The organism is Roseateles toxinivorans (assembly GCF_004362525.1).
Classification (GTDB): Bacteria; Pseudomonadota; Gammaproteobacteria; order Burkholderiales; family Burkholderiaceae_C; genus Paucibacter; species Paucibacter toxinivorans.
The window spans coordinates 1,038,010-1,053,531 of the sequence record NZ_SNXS01000001.1 but is presented as its reverse complement, the minus strand read 5'-3'; the positions used below and the strand labels follow the sequence as shown (position 1 = coordinate 1,053,531).

Annotated in this window: 18 protein-coding genes and 1 other RNA gene; 9 read left to right on the top strand and 10 right to left on the bottom strand. The window is 64.3% G+C overall.

The window, feature by feature from the left end; translation table 11 throughout:
* Positions 1 to 4 precede the first annotated feature (4 nt).
* From DES47_RS04645 to DES47_RS04610, 9 genes are all read right to left on the bottom strand, one after another.
* Positions 5 to 817: a sulfite exporter TauE/SafE family protein gene (locus tag DES47_RS04645; protein WP_133699461.1), complete on the bottom strand. Its 813-nt coding sequence runs from the start codon at positions 815 to 817 to the stop codon at positions 5 to 7.
* A complete protein-coding gene (locus DES47_RS04640; RefSeq protein WP_133699460.1) occupies positions 814 to 1,278 on the bottom strand; it encodes an EVE domain-containing protein in 465 nt (154 codons plus the stop codon). Before DES47_RS04640 ends, DES47_RS04645 begins: the two co-directional genes overlap by 4 nt.
* A gap of 27 nt (positions 1,279 to 1,305) precedes the next feature.
* Positions 1,306 to 1,480, bottom strand: a non-coding RNA gene (gene ssrS / locus DES47_RS29705) — 6S RNA.
* A gap of 106 nt (positions 1,481 to 1,586) precedes the next feature.
* The gene (locus DES47_RS04635) at positions 1,587 to 1,907 is read right to left on the bottom strand and encodes a cell division protein ZapA (protein WP_133699459.1); all 321 of its coding nucleotides are present in this window, start codon (positions 1,905 to 1,907) and stop codon (positions 1,587 to 1,589) included.
* Positions 1,904 to 2,122 (bottom strand): DUF904 domain-containing protein, encoded by a 219-nt coding sequence (locus DES47_RS04630; protein ID WP_133699458.1) that lies wholly within the window; start codon positions 2,120 to 2,122, stop codon positions 1,904 to 1,906. The genes DES47_RS04635 and DES47_RS04630 overlap by 4 nt, the downstream gene beginning before the upstream one ends.
* Before the next feature lie 62 nt (positions 2,123 to 2,184).
* Positions 2,185 to 2,820, bottom strand: coding sequence for an endonuclease III (nth, locus tag DES47_RS04625; protein WP_133699457.1), 636 nt, complete (start codon positions 2,818 to 2,820; stop codon positions 2,185 to 2,187).
* An 11-nt stretch (positions 2,821 to 2,831) separates the two neighbouring features.
* Complete coding sequence (gene rsxB, locus DES47_RS04620) at positions 2,832 to 3,500, bottom strand: electron transport complex subunit RsxB (protein ID WP_133699456.1); 669 nt, start codon at positions 3,498 to 3,500, stop codon at positions 2,832 to 2,834.
* On the bottom strand, positions 3,500 to 4,846 hold the full coding sequence (locus tag DES47_RS04615) for a polyhydroxyalkanoate depolymerase (protein ID WP_133699455.1): 1,347 nt from the start codon (positions 4,844 to 4,846) through the stop codon (positions 3,500 to 3,502). The genes rsxB and DES47_RS04615 overlap by 1 nt, the downstream gene beginning before the upstream one ends.
* Before the next feature lie 222 nt (positions 4,847 to 5,068).
* Positions 5,069 to 6,271, bottom strand: coding sequence for an amino acid aminotransferase (locus DES47_RS04610; RefSeq protein ID WP_133699454.1), 1,203 nt, complete (start codon positions 6,269 to 6,271; stop codon positions 5,069 to 5,071).
* Between the two features lie 95 nt (positions 6,272 to 6,366).
* Between DES47_RS04610 and uvrB the strand changes: the two genes are divergently transcribed.
* From uvrB to tsaD, 9 genes are all read left to right on the top strand, one after another.
* Positions 6,367 to 8,475, top strand: coding sequence for an excinuclease ABC subunit UvrB (gene uvrB, locus DES47_RS04605; protein WP_133699453.1), 2,109 nt, complete (start codon positions 6,367 to 6,369; stop codon positions 8,473 to 8,475).
* A 196-nt stretch (positions 8,476 to 8,671) separates the two neighbouring features.
* Positions 8,672 to 9,205, top strand: coding sequence for a Fe-S cluster assembly transcriptional regulator IscR (gene iscR / locus DES47_RS04600; protein WP_133699452.1), 534 nt, complete (start codon positions 8,672 to 8,674; stop codon positions 9,203 to 9,205).
* Between the two features lie 24 nt (positions 9,206 to 9,229).
* The gene (locus DES47_RS04595; RefSeq protein WP_133699451.1) at positions 9,230 to 10,450 is read left to right on the top strand and encodes an IscS subfamily cysteine desulfurase; all 1,221 of its coding nucleotides are present in this window, start codon (positions 9,230 to 9,232) and stop codon (positions 10,448 to 10,450) included.
* Between the two features lie 24 nt (positions 10,451 to 10,474).
* Positions 10,475 to 10,861: a Fe-S cluster assembly scaffold IscU gene (iscU, locus tag DES47_RS04590; protein WP_133699450.1), complete on the top strand. Its 387-nt coding sequence runs from the start codon at positions 10,475 to 10,477 to the stop codon at positions 10,859 to 10,861.
* Between the two features lie 14 nt (positions 10,862 to 10,875).
* Positions 10,876 to 11,199 carry an iron-sulfur cluster assembly protein IscA gene (iscA, locus tag DES47_RS04585; RefSeq protein WP_133699449.1) on the top strand — a complete coding sequence of 108 codons (324 nt, stop codon included), beginning with the start codon at positions 10,876 to 10,878 and terminating at the stop codon, positions 11,197 to 11,199.
* 80 nt (positions 11,200 to 11,279) lie between these two features.
* Positions 11,280 to 11,798 (top strand): Fe-S protein assembly co-chaperone HscB, encoded by a 519-nt coding sequence (hscB, locus tag DES47_RS04580; protein ID WP_133699448.1) that lies wholly within the window; start codon positions 11,280 to 11,282, stop codon positions 11,796 to 11,798.
* A 7-nt stretch (positions 11,799 to 11,805) separates the two neighbouring features.
* Positions 11,806 to 13,662 carry a Fe-S protein assembly chaperone HscA gene (hscA, locus tag DES47_RS04575; RefSeq protein WP_133699447.1) on the top strand — a complete coding sequence of 619 codons (1,857 nt, stop codon included), beginning with the start codon at positions 11,806 to 11,808 and terminating at the stop codon, positions 13,660 to 13,662.
* Between the two features lie 21 nt (positions 13,663 to 13,683).
* Entirely contained in the window at positions 13,684 to 14,022 is a 339-nt protein-coding gene (gene fdx, locus DES47_RS04570; protein WP_133699446.1) for an ISC system 2Fe-2S type ferredoxin, read from the top strand.
* A gap of 7 nt (positions 14,023 to 14,029) precedes the next feature.
* On the top strand, positions 14,030 to 15,061 hold the full coding sequence (gene tsaD, locus DES47_RS04565; RefSeq protein ID WP_133699445.1) for a tRNA (adenosine(37)-N6)-threonylcarbamoyltransferase complex transferase subunit TsaD: 1,032 nt from the start codon (positions 14,030 to 14,032) through the stop codon (positions 15,059 to 15,061).
* Here tsaD and DES47_RS04560 read toward each other — a convergent pair.
* Complete coding sequence (locus tag DES47_RS04560) at positions 15,054 to 15,500, bottom strand: Hsp20/alpha crystallin family protein (RefSeq protein WP_133699444.1); 447 nt, start codon at positions 15,498 to 15,500, stop codon at positions 15,054 to 15,056. The genes tsaD and DES47_RS04560 overlap by 8 nt on opposite strands.
* Positions 15,501 to 15,522 lie beyond the last annotated feature (22 nt).

Below are 15,522 nucleotides of genomic sequence, written 5' to 3'. Positions count from 1 at the left end.
ACCCCTAGGCCAGGCCCTTGTAGAGCATGTAGGCGGCCAGCAGATAGAGCAGGCCGGCAAACACGCGCTTCAGCTGCGCCACGTTCAGCGCATGGGCGGCCTTCACCCCCAGCGGTGCCATGCTGACGCTGGCCAAGGCGATCACCACCAGGGCCGGCAGGTAGAGATAGCCGAAGCTGCCGGGCAGCGGATTGGCCATATTGCGAGCGCCCACCACATAGCCAAAGGTGTTGGCCAGCGCGATCGGAAAGCCTAAAGCGGCGCTGGTGGCCACGGCGTTGTGCATGGATACATTGCACCAGGTCATGAAGGGCACCGAGATGAAACCGCCGCCGGCGCCGACCAGGCCCGAAATGAAGCCGATGCCGCTGCCGGCGCCCAGCTGGCCCGCCATGCCAGGCATCTGCCGGCTCGGGGCCGGCTTCTTGTTGAGCAGCATCTGCGTGGCGGAGAAGGCCACGAACACGGCAAACACCAGGGCCAGCCAGCTGCCCTTGAGTGCCGCGAACACGCCGGCGCCGGCAATCAATCCGCCCAGCACAATGCCCGGGGCCAGCCCCTTGACCAGATCCCAGCGCACGGCGCCGCGCTTGTGGTGGGCGCGCACGCTGGAGATCGAGGTGAACAGAATCGTCGCCATCGAAGTGGCGATGGCCATCTTGACGGCCAGATCGGCGCTGACGCCACGTTGCGTCAGGATGAAGGTCAGGAAGGGCACCATCAGCATGCCGCCGCCTATGCCCAGCAGGCCGGCCAGAAAGCCGGTGCACAAACCCAGGGCCAGCAGTTCGATCAGCAGCGTCAAATCAATATTCACAAGGTCTCCAGAAGGGCGAGCACGGCCTGCCACTCTTGCGCCGTGACGGGCGTGATAGACAGGCGGTTGCCGGCATGCAGCACGCGCAGGCTCGCCAGTGTGGGGCTGGCGCGCATCTGTTTGAGCGACAGCAGGGCCGTCTTGCGCACGTACCGCACATCGACGTTCAGCCAGCGCGGCGCTTCTGGCGTGGACTTGGGGTCGAAGTAGGGGCTTTGAGCGTCGAACTGGCTCGCGTCCGGATAGGCAAGACCTGACACCTCGGCCAGGCCGGCGATGCCAGGCTCGGGGCATGACGAGTGATAGAACAGCACGCCGTCGCCGAGGCGCATCCCGTCGCGCATGAAGTTGCGGGCCTGGTAGTTGCGCACGCCTATCCATGGAACGGTTTGCGCGGGCGCCTGGGCCAGCGTGTCTATCGAGCACTCGTCGGGCTCGCTTTTCATCAACCAGTAGTTCATGGTCCGACGAGGGCAGGGATGTGAAAGGTGTCCACCACGAGCCAAGAGCCGCATTCCTGAACCTGGGGTTCAGGTGGGCGAGGTCAGTCTGACTTCGGGTTCATCTGACGCGAGACGATCACACCAGCCAAACGATGTTCCAAGCCCCTGCTCAAAGAGCATCGGTCAAGGAAATATAAAGCTCTCACGAACGCAGTGGACGGTTGAATTCTACGGCGGGGAAGGGGTCAGGCCCGATGACCCCGTAGGAAAAAGCCTTGAAATAGTGCTTGCAAAGCCTGGCCTGCGCGCATACCCGGGTGCATGAATCAGAGCAACTGTCCGTCGTGGCCCAGTGCCTCGTCGACGCGGCGTATCAGTTCTTCCAATTCCGGTAGCTCGGATGCAGCGTTGCCAACGGCCGCAACCGTTGGGCTCTGGCTGGCCTCGGGCCGCTCCACCAGCTGATAGGCCAGGTTCAGCGCTGCCAGCACGGCAATGCGCTCGCGCGCCTTAACCCGGCCGGCGTCGCGTATCGCGCTCATCTCCTGATCGACGCTGGCCACGGCCTTCTGCAGCGCAACTTCGCCGCCCTCGGGGCAGCCCAGGACATAGCCCTGGCCCATGATGGTGACTTCCATCTGTTTCATTGGCCGACCTTTCCGTCATCAACCGGTTCCACCGGCAAGCGCTCCAGCAGCGCGTCGATGCGCGCACGGGCCGCCGCCAGCCGCGACTTCAGGTTGTCTCGCTCATGGTTGACGCTGGCCAGTTCATTGCGCAGCAACTCATTGGTGCGCTTCAACTCGTCGTGGCGCAACAGCAAGCGTTCCACCCGTTCGGTGAGGTCGTTAAGAGTTGGCATGGCGTGGTCTGATTGGAGGGGGCGCAATGGCATTCTATGTGCCCACCGCGGGGAGGGGCGTATCAGTCGCGGGTCTTGTCGGGGAAGTCGCAGCAACTGGCGACCGCGCAGCGTGGGCATTGTGGCTTGCGCGCCTGGCAGACGTAGCGGCCATGCAGTATCAGCCAGTGGTGGGCATCGACCAGATAATAGGCTGGCACGCGCTTCATCAGGCCCTGCTCGACGGCCACCACGTTCTTGCCCGGCGCCAGGCCGGTGCGGTTGGAGACGCGGAAGATATGCGTGTCCACGGCCATCGTCGGCTGGCCGAAGGCAACGTTGAGCACGACATTGGCCGTCTTGCGCCCGACCCCGGGCAAGGCCTCCAGCGCCTCGCGTGTGCCCGGCACCTTGCCGCCATGCTGCTCGACCAGGATGCGGCAGGTGGCGATCAGGTTCTTGGCCTTGGTCGGGTACAGGCCTATGGTCTTGATGTAGCCGCTCAGGCCCTCGACGCCCAGCGCCAGCATCTTGGCCGGCGTGTTGGCGACCGGAAACAGCCGCCGCGTGGCCTTGTTGACACCGACATCGGTGGCCTGGGCCGACAGCAGCACCGCGGCCAGCAGCTCGAACACATTGGTGTACTCCAGCTCGGTCTGCGGGCTGGGGTTGACCCGTTTCAAGGTCTCGAAAAAGGTCTGGATCTGGCTGGAGTTCATGGCTGCCAAGCTTAACGGCGCTGCGCCTTGGCGCGGGCGATCGCGGCCTGGATCACGGCGCGCTTCTTCTCCAGGGCATCGGCGTCGGTCAGCCGGGAGGCCGCCGCCACATCGGCCAGCTTTGCCTCGGCCTTGGCCAGCAGCCGTTCGGTGTTGTCGCTCTTGGCGCGTTCCAGTCGCAGCTGGCGGAACTCGTAGCGGTCTTGCGCCTGCGTGGCCTGGTCGGCGCTCCAGGCCCGCCAGCCACTCAGCCCCGGCGTGACCGGCTGCATCGAGATGCAGTCCACCGGGCAGGCTGGGATGCACAGCTCGCAGCCCGTGCATTGATCGTTGACGATGACATGCATCTGCTTGGCGGCGCCGACGATGCAATCCACCGGACAGGCCTTGATGCACAGCGTGCAGCCTATGCACCAGGCCTCGTCGATGATGGCGAGCTGACGCGGGCCCTCAACCCCGTTGACGGGGTTCAGCGGCAGCGCACGGCGGCCGGTCAGGGCTGCCAGGCGTTGCACCCCTTCCTGTCCGCCGGGCGGGCATTGATTGATCTGCGCCTCACCGGCGGCCACCGCCTGGGCATAGGCCCGGCAATCGATATAGCCGCAGCGCGTGCACTGGGTCTGCGGCAAGGCCTTGTCTATGGCCTCGACCAGAGACTCCCGGGTCAGCGCTGCGGTCATCAGGCCTTCGGTTGGGCGCTGCGGCGCGCCTTCTTCGGCTCGGACACCGCGGGCTTCGCTGCGGCCTTGTTGACCACGGCCGCGGCTTCCTCTCCGGCACGGGCGGACTCCTCATAACGCTGGATGAAGTCGCGCACATGGGGATAGACCTTCTCGCGCCAGCGGCGGCCCGAGAAGATGCCGTAGTGGCCGGCGCCCTCGGCGTCGTAGTGGAACTGGTGCTCCGTGGCGATGCCCGAACAAAGGCCATGGGCGGCGCGGGTCTGGCCGGCGCCGGAGATGTCATCCAGCTCGCCTTCGACCGTCAGCAGCGCGGTGCCGGTGATGTCCTGCGGACGCACCAATTGGCCCTTGACTTCCCAGGTGCCGTTGACCAGGGCGAAGTCCTGGAACACCGTCTTGATGGTGTCCAGGTAGTACTCGGCCGGCATGTCCAGTACCGCGTTGTATTCGTCGTAGAACTCGCGGTGCGAGTCGACGCTGTCATCGTCACCGCGCACCAGGTCGAGGAAGTAGTCGTAATGCGAGCTCAGATGGCGGTCCGGGTTCATTGCCACAAATCCGGTGTGCTGCAGGAAGCCGGGATAGACGCGGCGGCCATTGCCCGGGAAGTTGGTCGGCACGCGGTAGATGACGTTGTTCTCGAACCAGCTGAAGCTGCGGTTCATGGCCAGGTTGTTGACGGCCGTGGGGCTCTTGCGGGCGTCGATGGGGCCGCCCATCATCGTCATCGTGCGTGGCGTCGCCTCGCCATTGGAAGCCATCAGCGAGATCGCGGCCAGCACCGGCACGGTGGGCTGACAGACCGAGATCACGTGGGCGTCGGCTCCGACCAGGCGGATGAACTCCTGCACGTATTCGATGTAGTCGTCCAGATGGAAGGCGCCAGCCTCGGCGGGCACCATGCGGGCGTCCGTCCAGTCGGTGATGAAGACCTTGTGGTCGCGCAGCAGGGCGCGCACGGTGTCTCGCAGCAGGGTCGAGTGGTGGCCGGACAGCGGCGCCACGACCAGCACGGTGGGCTGATCCTTCATGCGGGCCAGCACGTTCAGGTCGTCGGTGAAGCGCTTGAAGCGCAGCAGGCGGCAAAAGGGCTTGGTCAGCGCGATGCGTTCCTGGACGGCGACCTCCACCTCGTCCACATTGATGGACTTGATGTTGAACTCGGGCTTCTCGTAGTCTTTGGCTAGTCGATGGGCCAAGTCACAGCCGGCCGATATGCGCTGGGCCAGCGGCGTATGCGCGAAAGGCGACAGCGGATGGTCGTAGAGCTTGGCGGTGGCGGCGGCAAACTCCGAGAACGGGCTCATCAATGCGCGTTGGGTTTCATAGAGCTGGTACAGCATGGTGAGTCCCTTATGGCAATGTGCTGCCAGAGGTCTGGCAAACGACGATCCTGATGCTCGACACAATGGCCATGAGCCGATATTGTGCGTTGCACCATTCTAGGAACTTGAGGGCGCGGCCAAACTTACACAAGCCTAGCGATTACCCCCAAATTGCCTATTCCGCCACTGATTCCGGTCGCTGTTCGCCCAAATTCAGGCCTTCTGCCGCGTTTCGGGCTGTCAGCCAGCCATCACGGCCGCCATTGCGCGGGCAACGCCGCCGATATTGTGCTGGTTCAGCGCGGCCACGCAGATGCGGCCTGAATCCACTCCATAGACGCCGAATTCGCTACGCAGGCGCTGCATCTGCGCCTGGTTCAGGCCCGAGTAGCTGAACATGCCTTGCTGGCGCGTCACGAAGCTCATGTCCTGAGTGACGCCCGCGGCCTTCAACTGCTCGACCAGCGCAACGCGCATCTCGCGGATGCGCACGCGCATGCCGGCCAGCTCCTGCTCCCACTGCGCGCGCAGCTCGGGCGTGGTCAGCACGGTGGCCACGACCTGGGCGCCATGGGTGGGCGGGTTCGAATAGTTGGTGCGGATGGCAATCTTCAGCTGGCTCAGCACGCGGGCGGTCTCGTCCTTGTTCTCGCAGACCACGCTCAGGGCGCCAACGCGCTCGCCGTACAGTGAGAAGCTCTTCGAGAACGAGGTCGCGACGAAGAAGGACAGGCCGGCGTCAAGGAATTGATGGACGACGGCGCCGTCCTCCTTGATGCCCTGACCGAAGCCCTGGTAAGCCATGTCCAGGAAGGGCACCAGGCCGCGCGCCTTGACGGTGGCGACCACGGCATCCCACTGCGCAGGCGTCAGGTCGTAGCCGGTCGGGTTGTGGCAGCAGGCGTGCAGCACCACGATGGTGCCTGCCGCGGCGGCGCTCAGCGCGTCCAGCATCGCCTGGACCTTGATGCCACGGGCCTCGGCGTCGTAGTAGGGGTAGTTCTCGACGGCGAAGCCGGCATTGGTGAACAGCGCGCGGTGGTTCTCCCAGCTCGGATCGGAGATCAGCACCTTGGCCTTGGGGTTCAGCGTCTGCAGGAAGTCGGCACCGACCTTGAGGCCTCCGGTGCCGCCCACGGCCTGCACGGTGGCCACGCGGCCAGCGGCCAGCACGGGATGGTCGGCACCGAACACCAGGCCCTGCACGGCCTTGTCATAGGCGGCGATGCCGTCGATCGGCAGATAGCCGCGTGGCTTGGCGGCTTCCTGCATCTGACGCTCCGCCTCGGCCACGCATTTCAGCAAGGGCAGCTTGCCGTTCTCGTCGAAATAGACGCCGACGCCCAGATTGACCTTGTTGGGGTTCGGATCGGCATTGAATTGTTCGTTCAGGCCCAGGATGGGGTCACGGGGAGCGAGTTCGACGGCGGCAAACAAGGACATGGGGGTTACTCGGCGGGTGGGTGATTTGAAGGCAGCGCCGCCTTCGGTTACGCTGGCGGGCTGCCCAGAATTCTACGGGTTCCCCCGGAGTCGCCATGCTTGATGATGTTGTTGCCCCCGCGCCTGCCGTCGAGGGCGAGTTCGTTTCCTTCCCCGATTCGCCATTCGAGCTGTTCCAGCCCTACCCGCCGGCGGGTGACCAGCCGACGGCCATCCAGCAGCTCGTCGAAGGTGTCAACGACGGCCTGAGCTTCCAGACCCTGCTGGGCGTGACCGGCTCTGGCAAGACCTTCACGATGGCCAATGTGATCGCCCGTCTGGGCCGGCCGGCGATCGTGTTCGCGCCGAACAAGACCCTGGCGGCCCAGCTGTACAGCGAGTTCCGCGAGTTCTTCCCGAAGAACGCGGTCGAATACTTCGTCAGCTACTACGACTACTACCAGCCCGAGGCCTATGTGCCGCAACGCGACCTGTTCATCGAGAAGGACAGCGCGATCAACGAGCACATCGAGCAGATGCGCCTGAGCTGCACCAAGAGCCTGCTGGAGCGGCGCGATGTGGTGATCGTGGCCTCGGTCAGCGCGATCTACGGTATCGGCAACCCTGCGGACTATCACCAGATGGTGATGACACTGCGCGTTGGCGACAAGATGGGCCAGCGCGACGTGATCGCCCAGTTGATACGGATGCAATACACCCGCAACGAGACCGAGTTTTCGCGTGGTGCCTTCCGCGTGCGTGGCGACACCATCGATGTGTTCCCGGCTGAGCACTCCGAGCTGGCCATCCGCATCGAGCTGTTCGACGACGAGATCGAGGCGCTGCAGCTGTTCGACCCGCTGACCGGCAAGATCCGCCAGAAGATCCCGCGCTTCACCGTCTACCCCAGCAGCCATTACGTGACGCCGCGCGAGCGCGTGCTGGCGGCGATGGACGGCATCAAGCAGGAATTGCGCGACCGCTCGGCGCAGTTCGTTGCGGAGGGCAAGCTGGTCGAGGCCCAGCGCATCGAGCAGCGCACCCGCTTCGACCTGGAAATGCTGCAGGAGGTGGGTCACTGCAAGGGCATCGAGAACTACACGCGGCATCTATCGGGTGCCAACCCGGGCGATCCGCCGCCCACGCTGGTGGACTATCTGCCGCCTGACGCCATCATGCTGCTCGATGAAAGCCATGTGCTGATCGGCCAGTTCAGCGGCATGTACAACGGCGACAAGGCGCGCAAGACCACGCTGGTCGAGTATGGCTTTCGCCTGCCCAGCGCGTTGGACAACCGGCCGCTGAAGTTCGAGGAGTTCGAGCGCAAGATGCGCCAGGCTATTTTCGTCTCGGCCACGCCCGGCAACTACGAGAACGACAACACCGGCCAGGTGGTGGAGCAGGTGGTGCGTCCCACTGGTCTGGTCGATCCTGTGGTCGAGGTGCGACCGGCCACCCGCCAGGTGGACGACGTGCTGCAGGAGATACGGCTGCGTGTCGAGATCAACGAACGGGTGCTGATCACCACCTTGACCAAGCGCATGGCAGAGCAGCTGACCGACTACCTCAGCGACAACGGCGTCAAGGTGCGCTATCTGCATTCGGACGTGGACACGGTCGAGCGGGTCGAGATCCTGCGCGATCTGCGCCTGGGCCTGTTCGATGTGCTGGTGGGCATCAACCTGCTGCGCGAGGGCCTGGACATCCCCGAGGTCTCGCTGGTCGCCATCTTGGACGCCGACAAGGAGGGTTTCCTGCGCGCCGAGCGCTCGCTGGTGCAGACCATAGGCCGCGCGGCCCGCAATCTGAACGGCAGGGCCATTCTCTATGCCGACCGCATGACCGAGTCGATGAAGAAGGCCATCGGCGAGACCGAGCGCCGTCGCAACAAGCAGATCGCCTTCAATGAGGCCAATGGCATCACGCCGCGCAGCGTGCAGAAGAAGGTGCGCGACATGATCGACGGCGTCTACTCCGAGAAGTCGGGGCGAGACGATCAGAAACTGCTCGGTGCCAGCGGTCTGGAGCTTGAGGAGCTGTCCGAGAAAGACCTCAGCAAGCGCATCACCCTGCTAGAAAAGCAGATGCTGGAGCACGCCCACAATCTGGAGTTCGAGAAGGCCGCCCGGGTGCGAGATCAATTGGCCCAGCTGCGTGAGCGCGCATTTGGCGGCAGTGCGCACGACAACATCGTGCCGATTTCAACCGCACGCCCGGGCCGCTGACGCCCCGTGGGCAGGGTCCAGAGGCGCCACAGAGCTAATGCCGACTAAATTAGTCGGACTCTGTTATAATTGACTTAATCGCTCGGACATTGCCACGGGTTAACCCGTGTACTCCAAGAGCCCTGGCGAGGGAGTTTAGATCCGGGTCAACCCGCAGGGGTTTACCCAGAGGCCCACAAGGCCAAAGGAGTTTTGTATGCGTCTCACCACCAAAGGTCGTTTTGCGGTCACCGCGATGATCGATTTGGCACTGCGCGAGAACAATGGCCCGGTCGCCCTGGCGGCCATCAGCCAACGCCAGCAGATTTCCCTGTCCTATCTGGAGCAGCTGTTCGGCAAGCTGCGCCGCCACGAACTGGTGGAAAGCACGCGCGGCCCTGGCGGCGGCTATTCGCTGGGCCGCAAGTCCAGCGAGATCACCGTGGCCGACATCATCGTCGCCGTCGATGAGCCTATCGACGCCACCGGCTGTGGCGGCAAAGAGAACTGCATGGGCGAAGACACCGGGCGCTGCATCACGCACGAGCTGTGGACCAGCCTGAACGCCAAGATGATCGAGTACCTCGACTCCGTCTCGCTGAAGAAGCTGGTCGATGACCAGCTGTCCAAGGGCGTGACGATAGAGGAGTCGCCGATCAAGCGGGCCATCTCCTCGCAACCCGTGCTCAAGCCGATCCGCATCACCGCGCCGAACTCGGTGTTCGCGTTGGGCAATGCCTTCACGAAGTAATCCTCTCCAAAAAGTATTCACCGCATGGACATGACTCCTCATTTCCCGATCTATATGGACTACGGTGCGACCACGCCGGTGGATCCGCGCGTCGTCAGCGTCATGGTGCCCTGGCTGAATGAGCATTTCGGCAACCCCGCCTCGCGCAGCCACGCCTGGGGCTGGGAAGCGGAAGCGGCCGTCGAGAAGGCCCGCGAGGAAGTTGCCAGCCTGATCCACGCCGACCCGCGCGAGATCGTCTGGACCTCGGGCGCCACCGAGTCGATCAATCTGGCCATCAAGGGCGCGGCGCATTTCTACAAGACCCGTGGCAAGCACATCATCACCCTGAAGACCGAGCACAAGGCGGTGCTGGACACCTGCCGCGAGTTGGAGCGCCAGGGCTTTGATGTCACCTACCTAGATGTCGAAGCCAACGGCCTGCTGGACCTGGACAAGTTCAAGGCCGCGCTACGGCCCGACACCATCCTGGTCTCGGTGCTGTTCGTCAACAACGAGATCGGTGTGATCCAGGACATCACGGCGATCGGCAATATTTGCCGAGAGAAGGGCATCATCTTCCACGTCGATGCGGCCCAGGCCACCGGCAAGGTCGTGATCGACGTGACCCAGCTGCCCGTCGATCTGATGAGCCTGGCCTCGCACAAGACCTATGGCCCCAAGGGCATCGGCGCGCTATTCGTGCGCCGCAAGCCCCGCGTGCGCCTAGAGGCGCAGATGCACGGTGGCGGCCACGAGCGCGGCATGCGTTCTGGCACCTTGGCCACGCACCAGATCGTCGGCATGGGCGAGGCCTTTCGCCTGGCCAAGCTGGAAATGGGTACCGAGATCGAGCGCATCCGCATGCTGCACAAGCGCCTGCTGGACGGCCTGAGCGGCATCGAACAGGTGTTCGTCAATGGCGACCTTGAGCGTCGCGTGCCACACAACCTGAACATCTCGTTCAACTATGTCGAGGGCGAGTCGCTGATCATGGGCGTGAAGGGTATTGCCGTGTCGTCCGGCTCGGCCTGCACCTCTGCCAGTCTGGAGCCCAGCTATGTGCTGCGAGCACTGGGCCGCAGCGACGAGCTGGCGCATTCATCCCTGCGCATGACGATCGGCCGCTTCACCACGGTCGAAGAGATCGACTACGCCGTCAGCACCTTGAAAGACCGCGTCGCCAAGCTGCGCGAGCTCTCGCCCTTGTGGGATATGTACAAGGACGGCATCGACATCAGCACGATTCAATGGGCTGCTCATTGAGCGGCGCAGACCAGGAGAAAAATCATGGCATACAGCGAAAAAGTCGTTGATCACTACGAAAACCCCCGCAACGTCGGCAACTTCGAAAAGGGTGACGACACGGTAGGCACCGGCATGGTCGGCGCGCCGGCCTGCGGCGACGTGATGAAGCTGCAGATCAAGGTCAATCCGGCCACCGGCCTGATCGAAGACGCGAAGTTCAAGACCTATGGCTGCGGGTCGGCGATTGCGTCGAGCTCGCTGGTCACCGAATGGGTCAAGGGCAAGACCTTGGACCAGGCCTTGGAGATCAAGAACACCTTGATCGCCGAAGAACTGGCCCTGCCGCCGGTGAAGATCCACTGCTCGATCCTGGCCGAAGACGCCATCAAGGCGGCGGTGGACGATTACCGCGCCAAGCATTCGCACTGAGCGGGCGGCAAGCAATGGCAGTCACTCTGACCGAAGCGGCGGCCCGCCATGTGTCGCGCTACATCACCAAGCGCGGCAAGGGCGTGGGCGTGCGCCTGGGCGTCAAGACGACCGGCTGCTCCGGCCTGGCCTACAAGCTGGAGTATGCCGATGACGTGGCGCCCGAGGATGTGATCTTCGAGGGCCATGGCGTCAAGGTCCTGATCGACCCGAAGAGCCTGCCCTATCTGGACGGCACCGAGCTGGACTTCGTGCGCGAGGGCTTGAACGAAGGCTTCAAGTTCTACAACCCGCGTGAGAAAGACCGCTGCGGCTGCGGCGAATCGTTCCGCGTGTAAAGTCTCGCCTCGCTGATCAAAGGCGCGGCTGTTGGCCGCGCCTTTTTCTTGGGTACTTTGGCTTCGATACAAAGCTGGACATGAAACTCGACGACGACGACTTTGCCCTGTTCGACCTGCCGCGCACCTTCGCGCAGGACAGGGAGAACATCGACCAGCGCTGGAAGGCATTGCAGTCCGAGGTCCATCCCGACCGCTTTGCCGCCGTGGGGGGCGCGTCGCAGCGTCTTGCGATGCAGTGGGCCGTGCGCGTCAACGAGGCGCACCGCCGCCTGCGCGATCCCTTGTCCCGAGCCGCTTACCTGTGCGAGTTGCTGGGTGCGCCTATCAATGCAGAGAACAACACCGCGATGCCCGCGAGCTTTCTGATGGAGCAGATGGAATGGCGCGAGGCGCTGGATGAAGCCTCGGACGCGGCCGAGGTCGAGGCACTGGACGACGAGGTACTGAAACGCGAGCGCGCCTTGCAAGAGCACATTGGCAAGCTGCTGGATGAGCAGGGCGATGCCGAGGCGGCCTCGGCCGAGGTGCGCGCTCTGATGTTTATCACCCGCTTCCGCGAAGACATCAATCGGCGCTTGGAACAGTTGGAATCCTGAGAGTTTTATGGCCCTGCTACAGATATCCGAACCCGGGCAGTCGCCCGACCCGCACCAGCGCCGCTATGCCGTTGGCATCGACCTGGGCACGACCCATTCGCTGGTGGCGGCGATGCGCAACGGCGTGGCCGAGTGCCTGCCCGACGCCGCCGGTCGCCTGATCCTGCCTTCGGCCGTGCGCTACCTCGGCGAGGGCCGCCGCCAGATTGGCCAGGAGGCTCTGGAGCAGCAGGCGCAGGATCCCGAGAACACCATTGTTTCGGTCAAGCGTTTCATGGGCCGTGCGCTGCGCGATATCACCGAGCGCAAGCAGCTGCCCTACCACTTCGAGGACAGCGAAGGCATGCTGGGCCTGCACACGCGGGATGGCCTGAAGTCGCCGGTCGAGGTTTCGGCCGAGATCCTGGCCACGCTGCGCTTCCGCGCCGAAGACACGTTCAACGACGATCTGTTCGGCGCCGTGATCACCGTGCCGGCCTATTTCGACGACGCCCAGCGCCAGGCGACCAAAGACGCGGCCAAGCTGGCCGGTTTGAACGTGCTGCGCCTGATCAACGAGCCCACGGCCGCGGCGATCGCCTATGGCCTGGACAACGCCAGCGAAGGCCTTTATGCGGTCTATGACCTCGGCGGCGGCACCTTCGACATCTCGCTGCTGCGTCTGAGCCGCGGCGTGTTCGAGGTCGTGGCCACTGGTGGTGACTCGGCGTTGGGCGGCGATGACTTCGACCGCGCGCTGGCCGATTGGGCCTTGGCCCAGGCCGGCCGCAGCATCAGCAGCGCGCACGACAAGCGAGCGGTGCTGGTCGCGGCTCGGGCGGCCAAGGAAGCCTTGTCGAATCAGGCAAGCGTCTGGCTGCGCAGTCCGCTGGACGAGGGCGAGCTTGCCGTCGAGCTGACCCGTGAACAGTTCGAAGTGCTGGCCAAGCCGCTGGTCGATCGCACCCTGTCGGCCGTGAAGCGCGTGCTGCGCGACGCCAAACTGAAGGTCGGCGATGTGCAGGGCACGGTGATGGTCGGCGGCTCGACCCGCATGCCCTGCGTTCAGACGGCAGTGGGCGACCTGTTCGGCAAGACGCCGCTGACCAATCTGAATCCTGACGAGGTGGTGGCACTGGGCGCCGCGATCCAGGCCAATCAGCTGGCCGGCAATGCCGCCAATGGCGACATCCTGTTGCTGGACGTGATCCCGCTGTCGCTGGGGCTGGAGACGATGGGCGGCCTGGTCGAGCGCATCATCGAACGCAATGCGACGATTCCGGTGGCCAAGGCGCAGGACTTCACCACCTTCAAGGACGGCCAGACAGCGATGGCCCTGCATGTGGTGCAGGGTGAGCGCGAGCTGGTGTCCGATTGCCGGTCGCTGGCCCGCTTCGAACTGCGCGGAATTCCGCCCATGGTGGCCGGTGCTGCGCGTATCCGGGTCACCTTCCAGGTCGATGCCGATGGTCTCCTGAGCGTGTTCGCCAAGGAAACGGTGTCGGGCGTCGAAGCTAAGATCGTGGTCAAGCCCAGCTATGGCCTGTCCGACGACAGAATAGCGACCATGCTGCGCGACAGCTTCGCCACCGCCGAGACCGATATGAAGATCCGCGCGCTGCGCGAGTCCCAGGTCGAGGCCGAGCGCATGCGTCTGGCCACACGCTCGGCGCTGGAGGTCGATGGCGATCTGCTCGCACCCGATGAGCTCGAAGCGATCGAGTCTCTGCTGACGGCGCTGAGCCAGGTCGAGGCCGGTGAGGACAACGCCGCCATCGATACGGCCGTCGAGGCGCTGGCCAAAGGCACCGAGGCCTTTGCCGCCGAGCGGATGAACCGTGGCATACGCCAGGCCCTGACCGGCCGCAACGTCGAACAAATCTGATGTACTCCGGAAGGTAGCGCCATGCCCATCATCAAAATTCTGCCGCACAGCGAGTACTGCCCGGACGGCGCCAGCATCAAGGCCGACGGCGGCACCAGCATCTGCGAGGCGCTGCTCGAGAACGGCATCGCGATCGAGCATGCCTGCGACATGGTCTGCGCCTGCACCACCTGCCATGTGATCGTGCGCGAGGGCTTCAACTCACTGGGCGAGATGGATGACAGCGAGGAGGACCTGCTGGACCGCGCCTGGGGCCTGGAGCCCAATTCGCGGCTGAGCTGCCAGGCCATCCTGTCGCAGACCGATGTGACGATAGAGATACCGAAGTACTCGATCAACCACGCCAAGGAAGGTCACTGAGTCGGCCATGAGGGTTCTGGGCTTCGAATCGTCCTGCGACGAAACCGGTGTGGCGCTCGTTGATGTGCAGCCGCAGGGCACGCCGACGCTGATTGCACAGGCGCTGCACAGCCAGATCGACATGCACCAGGCCTACGGCGGCGTGGTGCCCGAGCTGGCCTCGCGCGACCATATCCGCCGCGTGCTGCCGCTGACGCGCCAGGTGCTGGCCGAGGCCGGCATGGCGCTGAGCGAGATCGATGTCATCGCCTACACGCGGGGGCCGGGTCTTGCCGGAGCCCTGCTGGTCGGTGCCGGCGTGGCGGTGTCCATGGCCGCAGCCTTGGGCAAGCCGACCCTGGGCGTGCATCACCTGGAAGGGCATCTGCTGTCACCGTTCCTGTCGGCCGATCCGCCCGAGTTTCCGTTCATCGCGCTGCTGGTCTCCGGTGGCCACACGCAGCTGATGCGCGTGGACCAGGTCGGCAGCTACGAGATGCTGGGCGAAACGATTGACGATGCCGCTGGCGAAGCCTTCGACAAGAGCGCCAAGCTGATGGGCCTGCCGTATCCGGGCGGTCCGCATCTGTCACGTCTGGCTCAAGACGGCGACGAGAGGGCCTTCGACCTGCCGCGGCCGATGCTGCGAAGCGGCAAGCCGGACTTCAGCTTTGCGGGCCTGAAGACCGCCGTGCTGACCCAGATCAAGAAACTGGGCGATTCACCTGAACCACAGCAACTCGCCGATCTGGCGGCCTCGACTCAGGCCTCCATCGTCGAGGTGCTGGTGCACAAGTCGTTACTGGCGCTGAAGGAATCAGGGCTCAAGCGTCTGGTCGTGGCCGGTGGCGTGGGTGCCAATGCCAAGCTGCGCGAGCAGCTCAACAAGGCCTGCGCCAAGCGCGGCATTCGCGTGCACTACCCCGAGCTGCACTTGTGCACCGACAACGGCGCGATGATCGCCATGGCCGCCGCGATGCGCTTGCAAAGCGGCCAGGCGCAACTGGAGCAGGGCGGGGCGTTCGATGTGAAGCCCCGCTGGGACTTGAGTCTCAGCTGACGCTCAAGGTCGATGCGCTGGCCGGCTGGCGCTTGGTTAGGGTCAAGGTCAGCACGCCGCCTTCCATCGTGGCCACCGATTCGGCCTGGTTGACCTCGGTCGGCAAGACCAGGCTGCGGGCGTACTTGGCGCTTGAGCGCTCGCGGTACAGCACCTTGGCTTCGTCCTTCTTCTCGGTGGCTTGCAGTACCTCAGTTTCGACATTGACGCGGCGGCCGTCGATGGAGATCTTCACCTGCTCCTTGGCGATGCCGGGCATGTCCAGCTGCACCAGATAGGCGGTGTCAGTCTCGGTCACGTCGAGTGCCGGCGTGCGCACAGGAGCGACGGGCTCGGCCTTGGCCGCAGCGTTCAGAAAGCGGTCGAAGCTGTCGTCAAACAGACGGTCCAGCGAACGAGAGAAGGCGGGCGTATGACGGCGAGCGGGAAGCAAAAACATGGATGACTCCTACAATGACAAC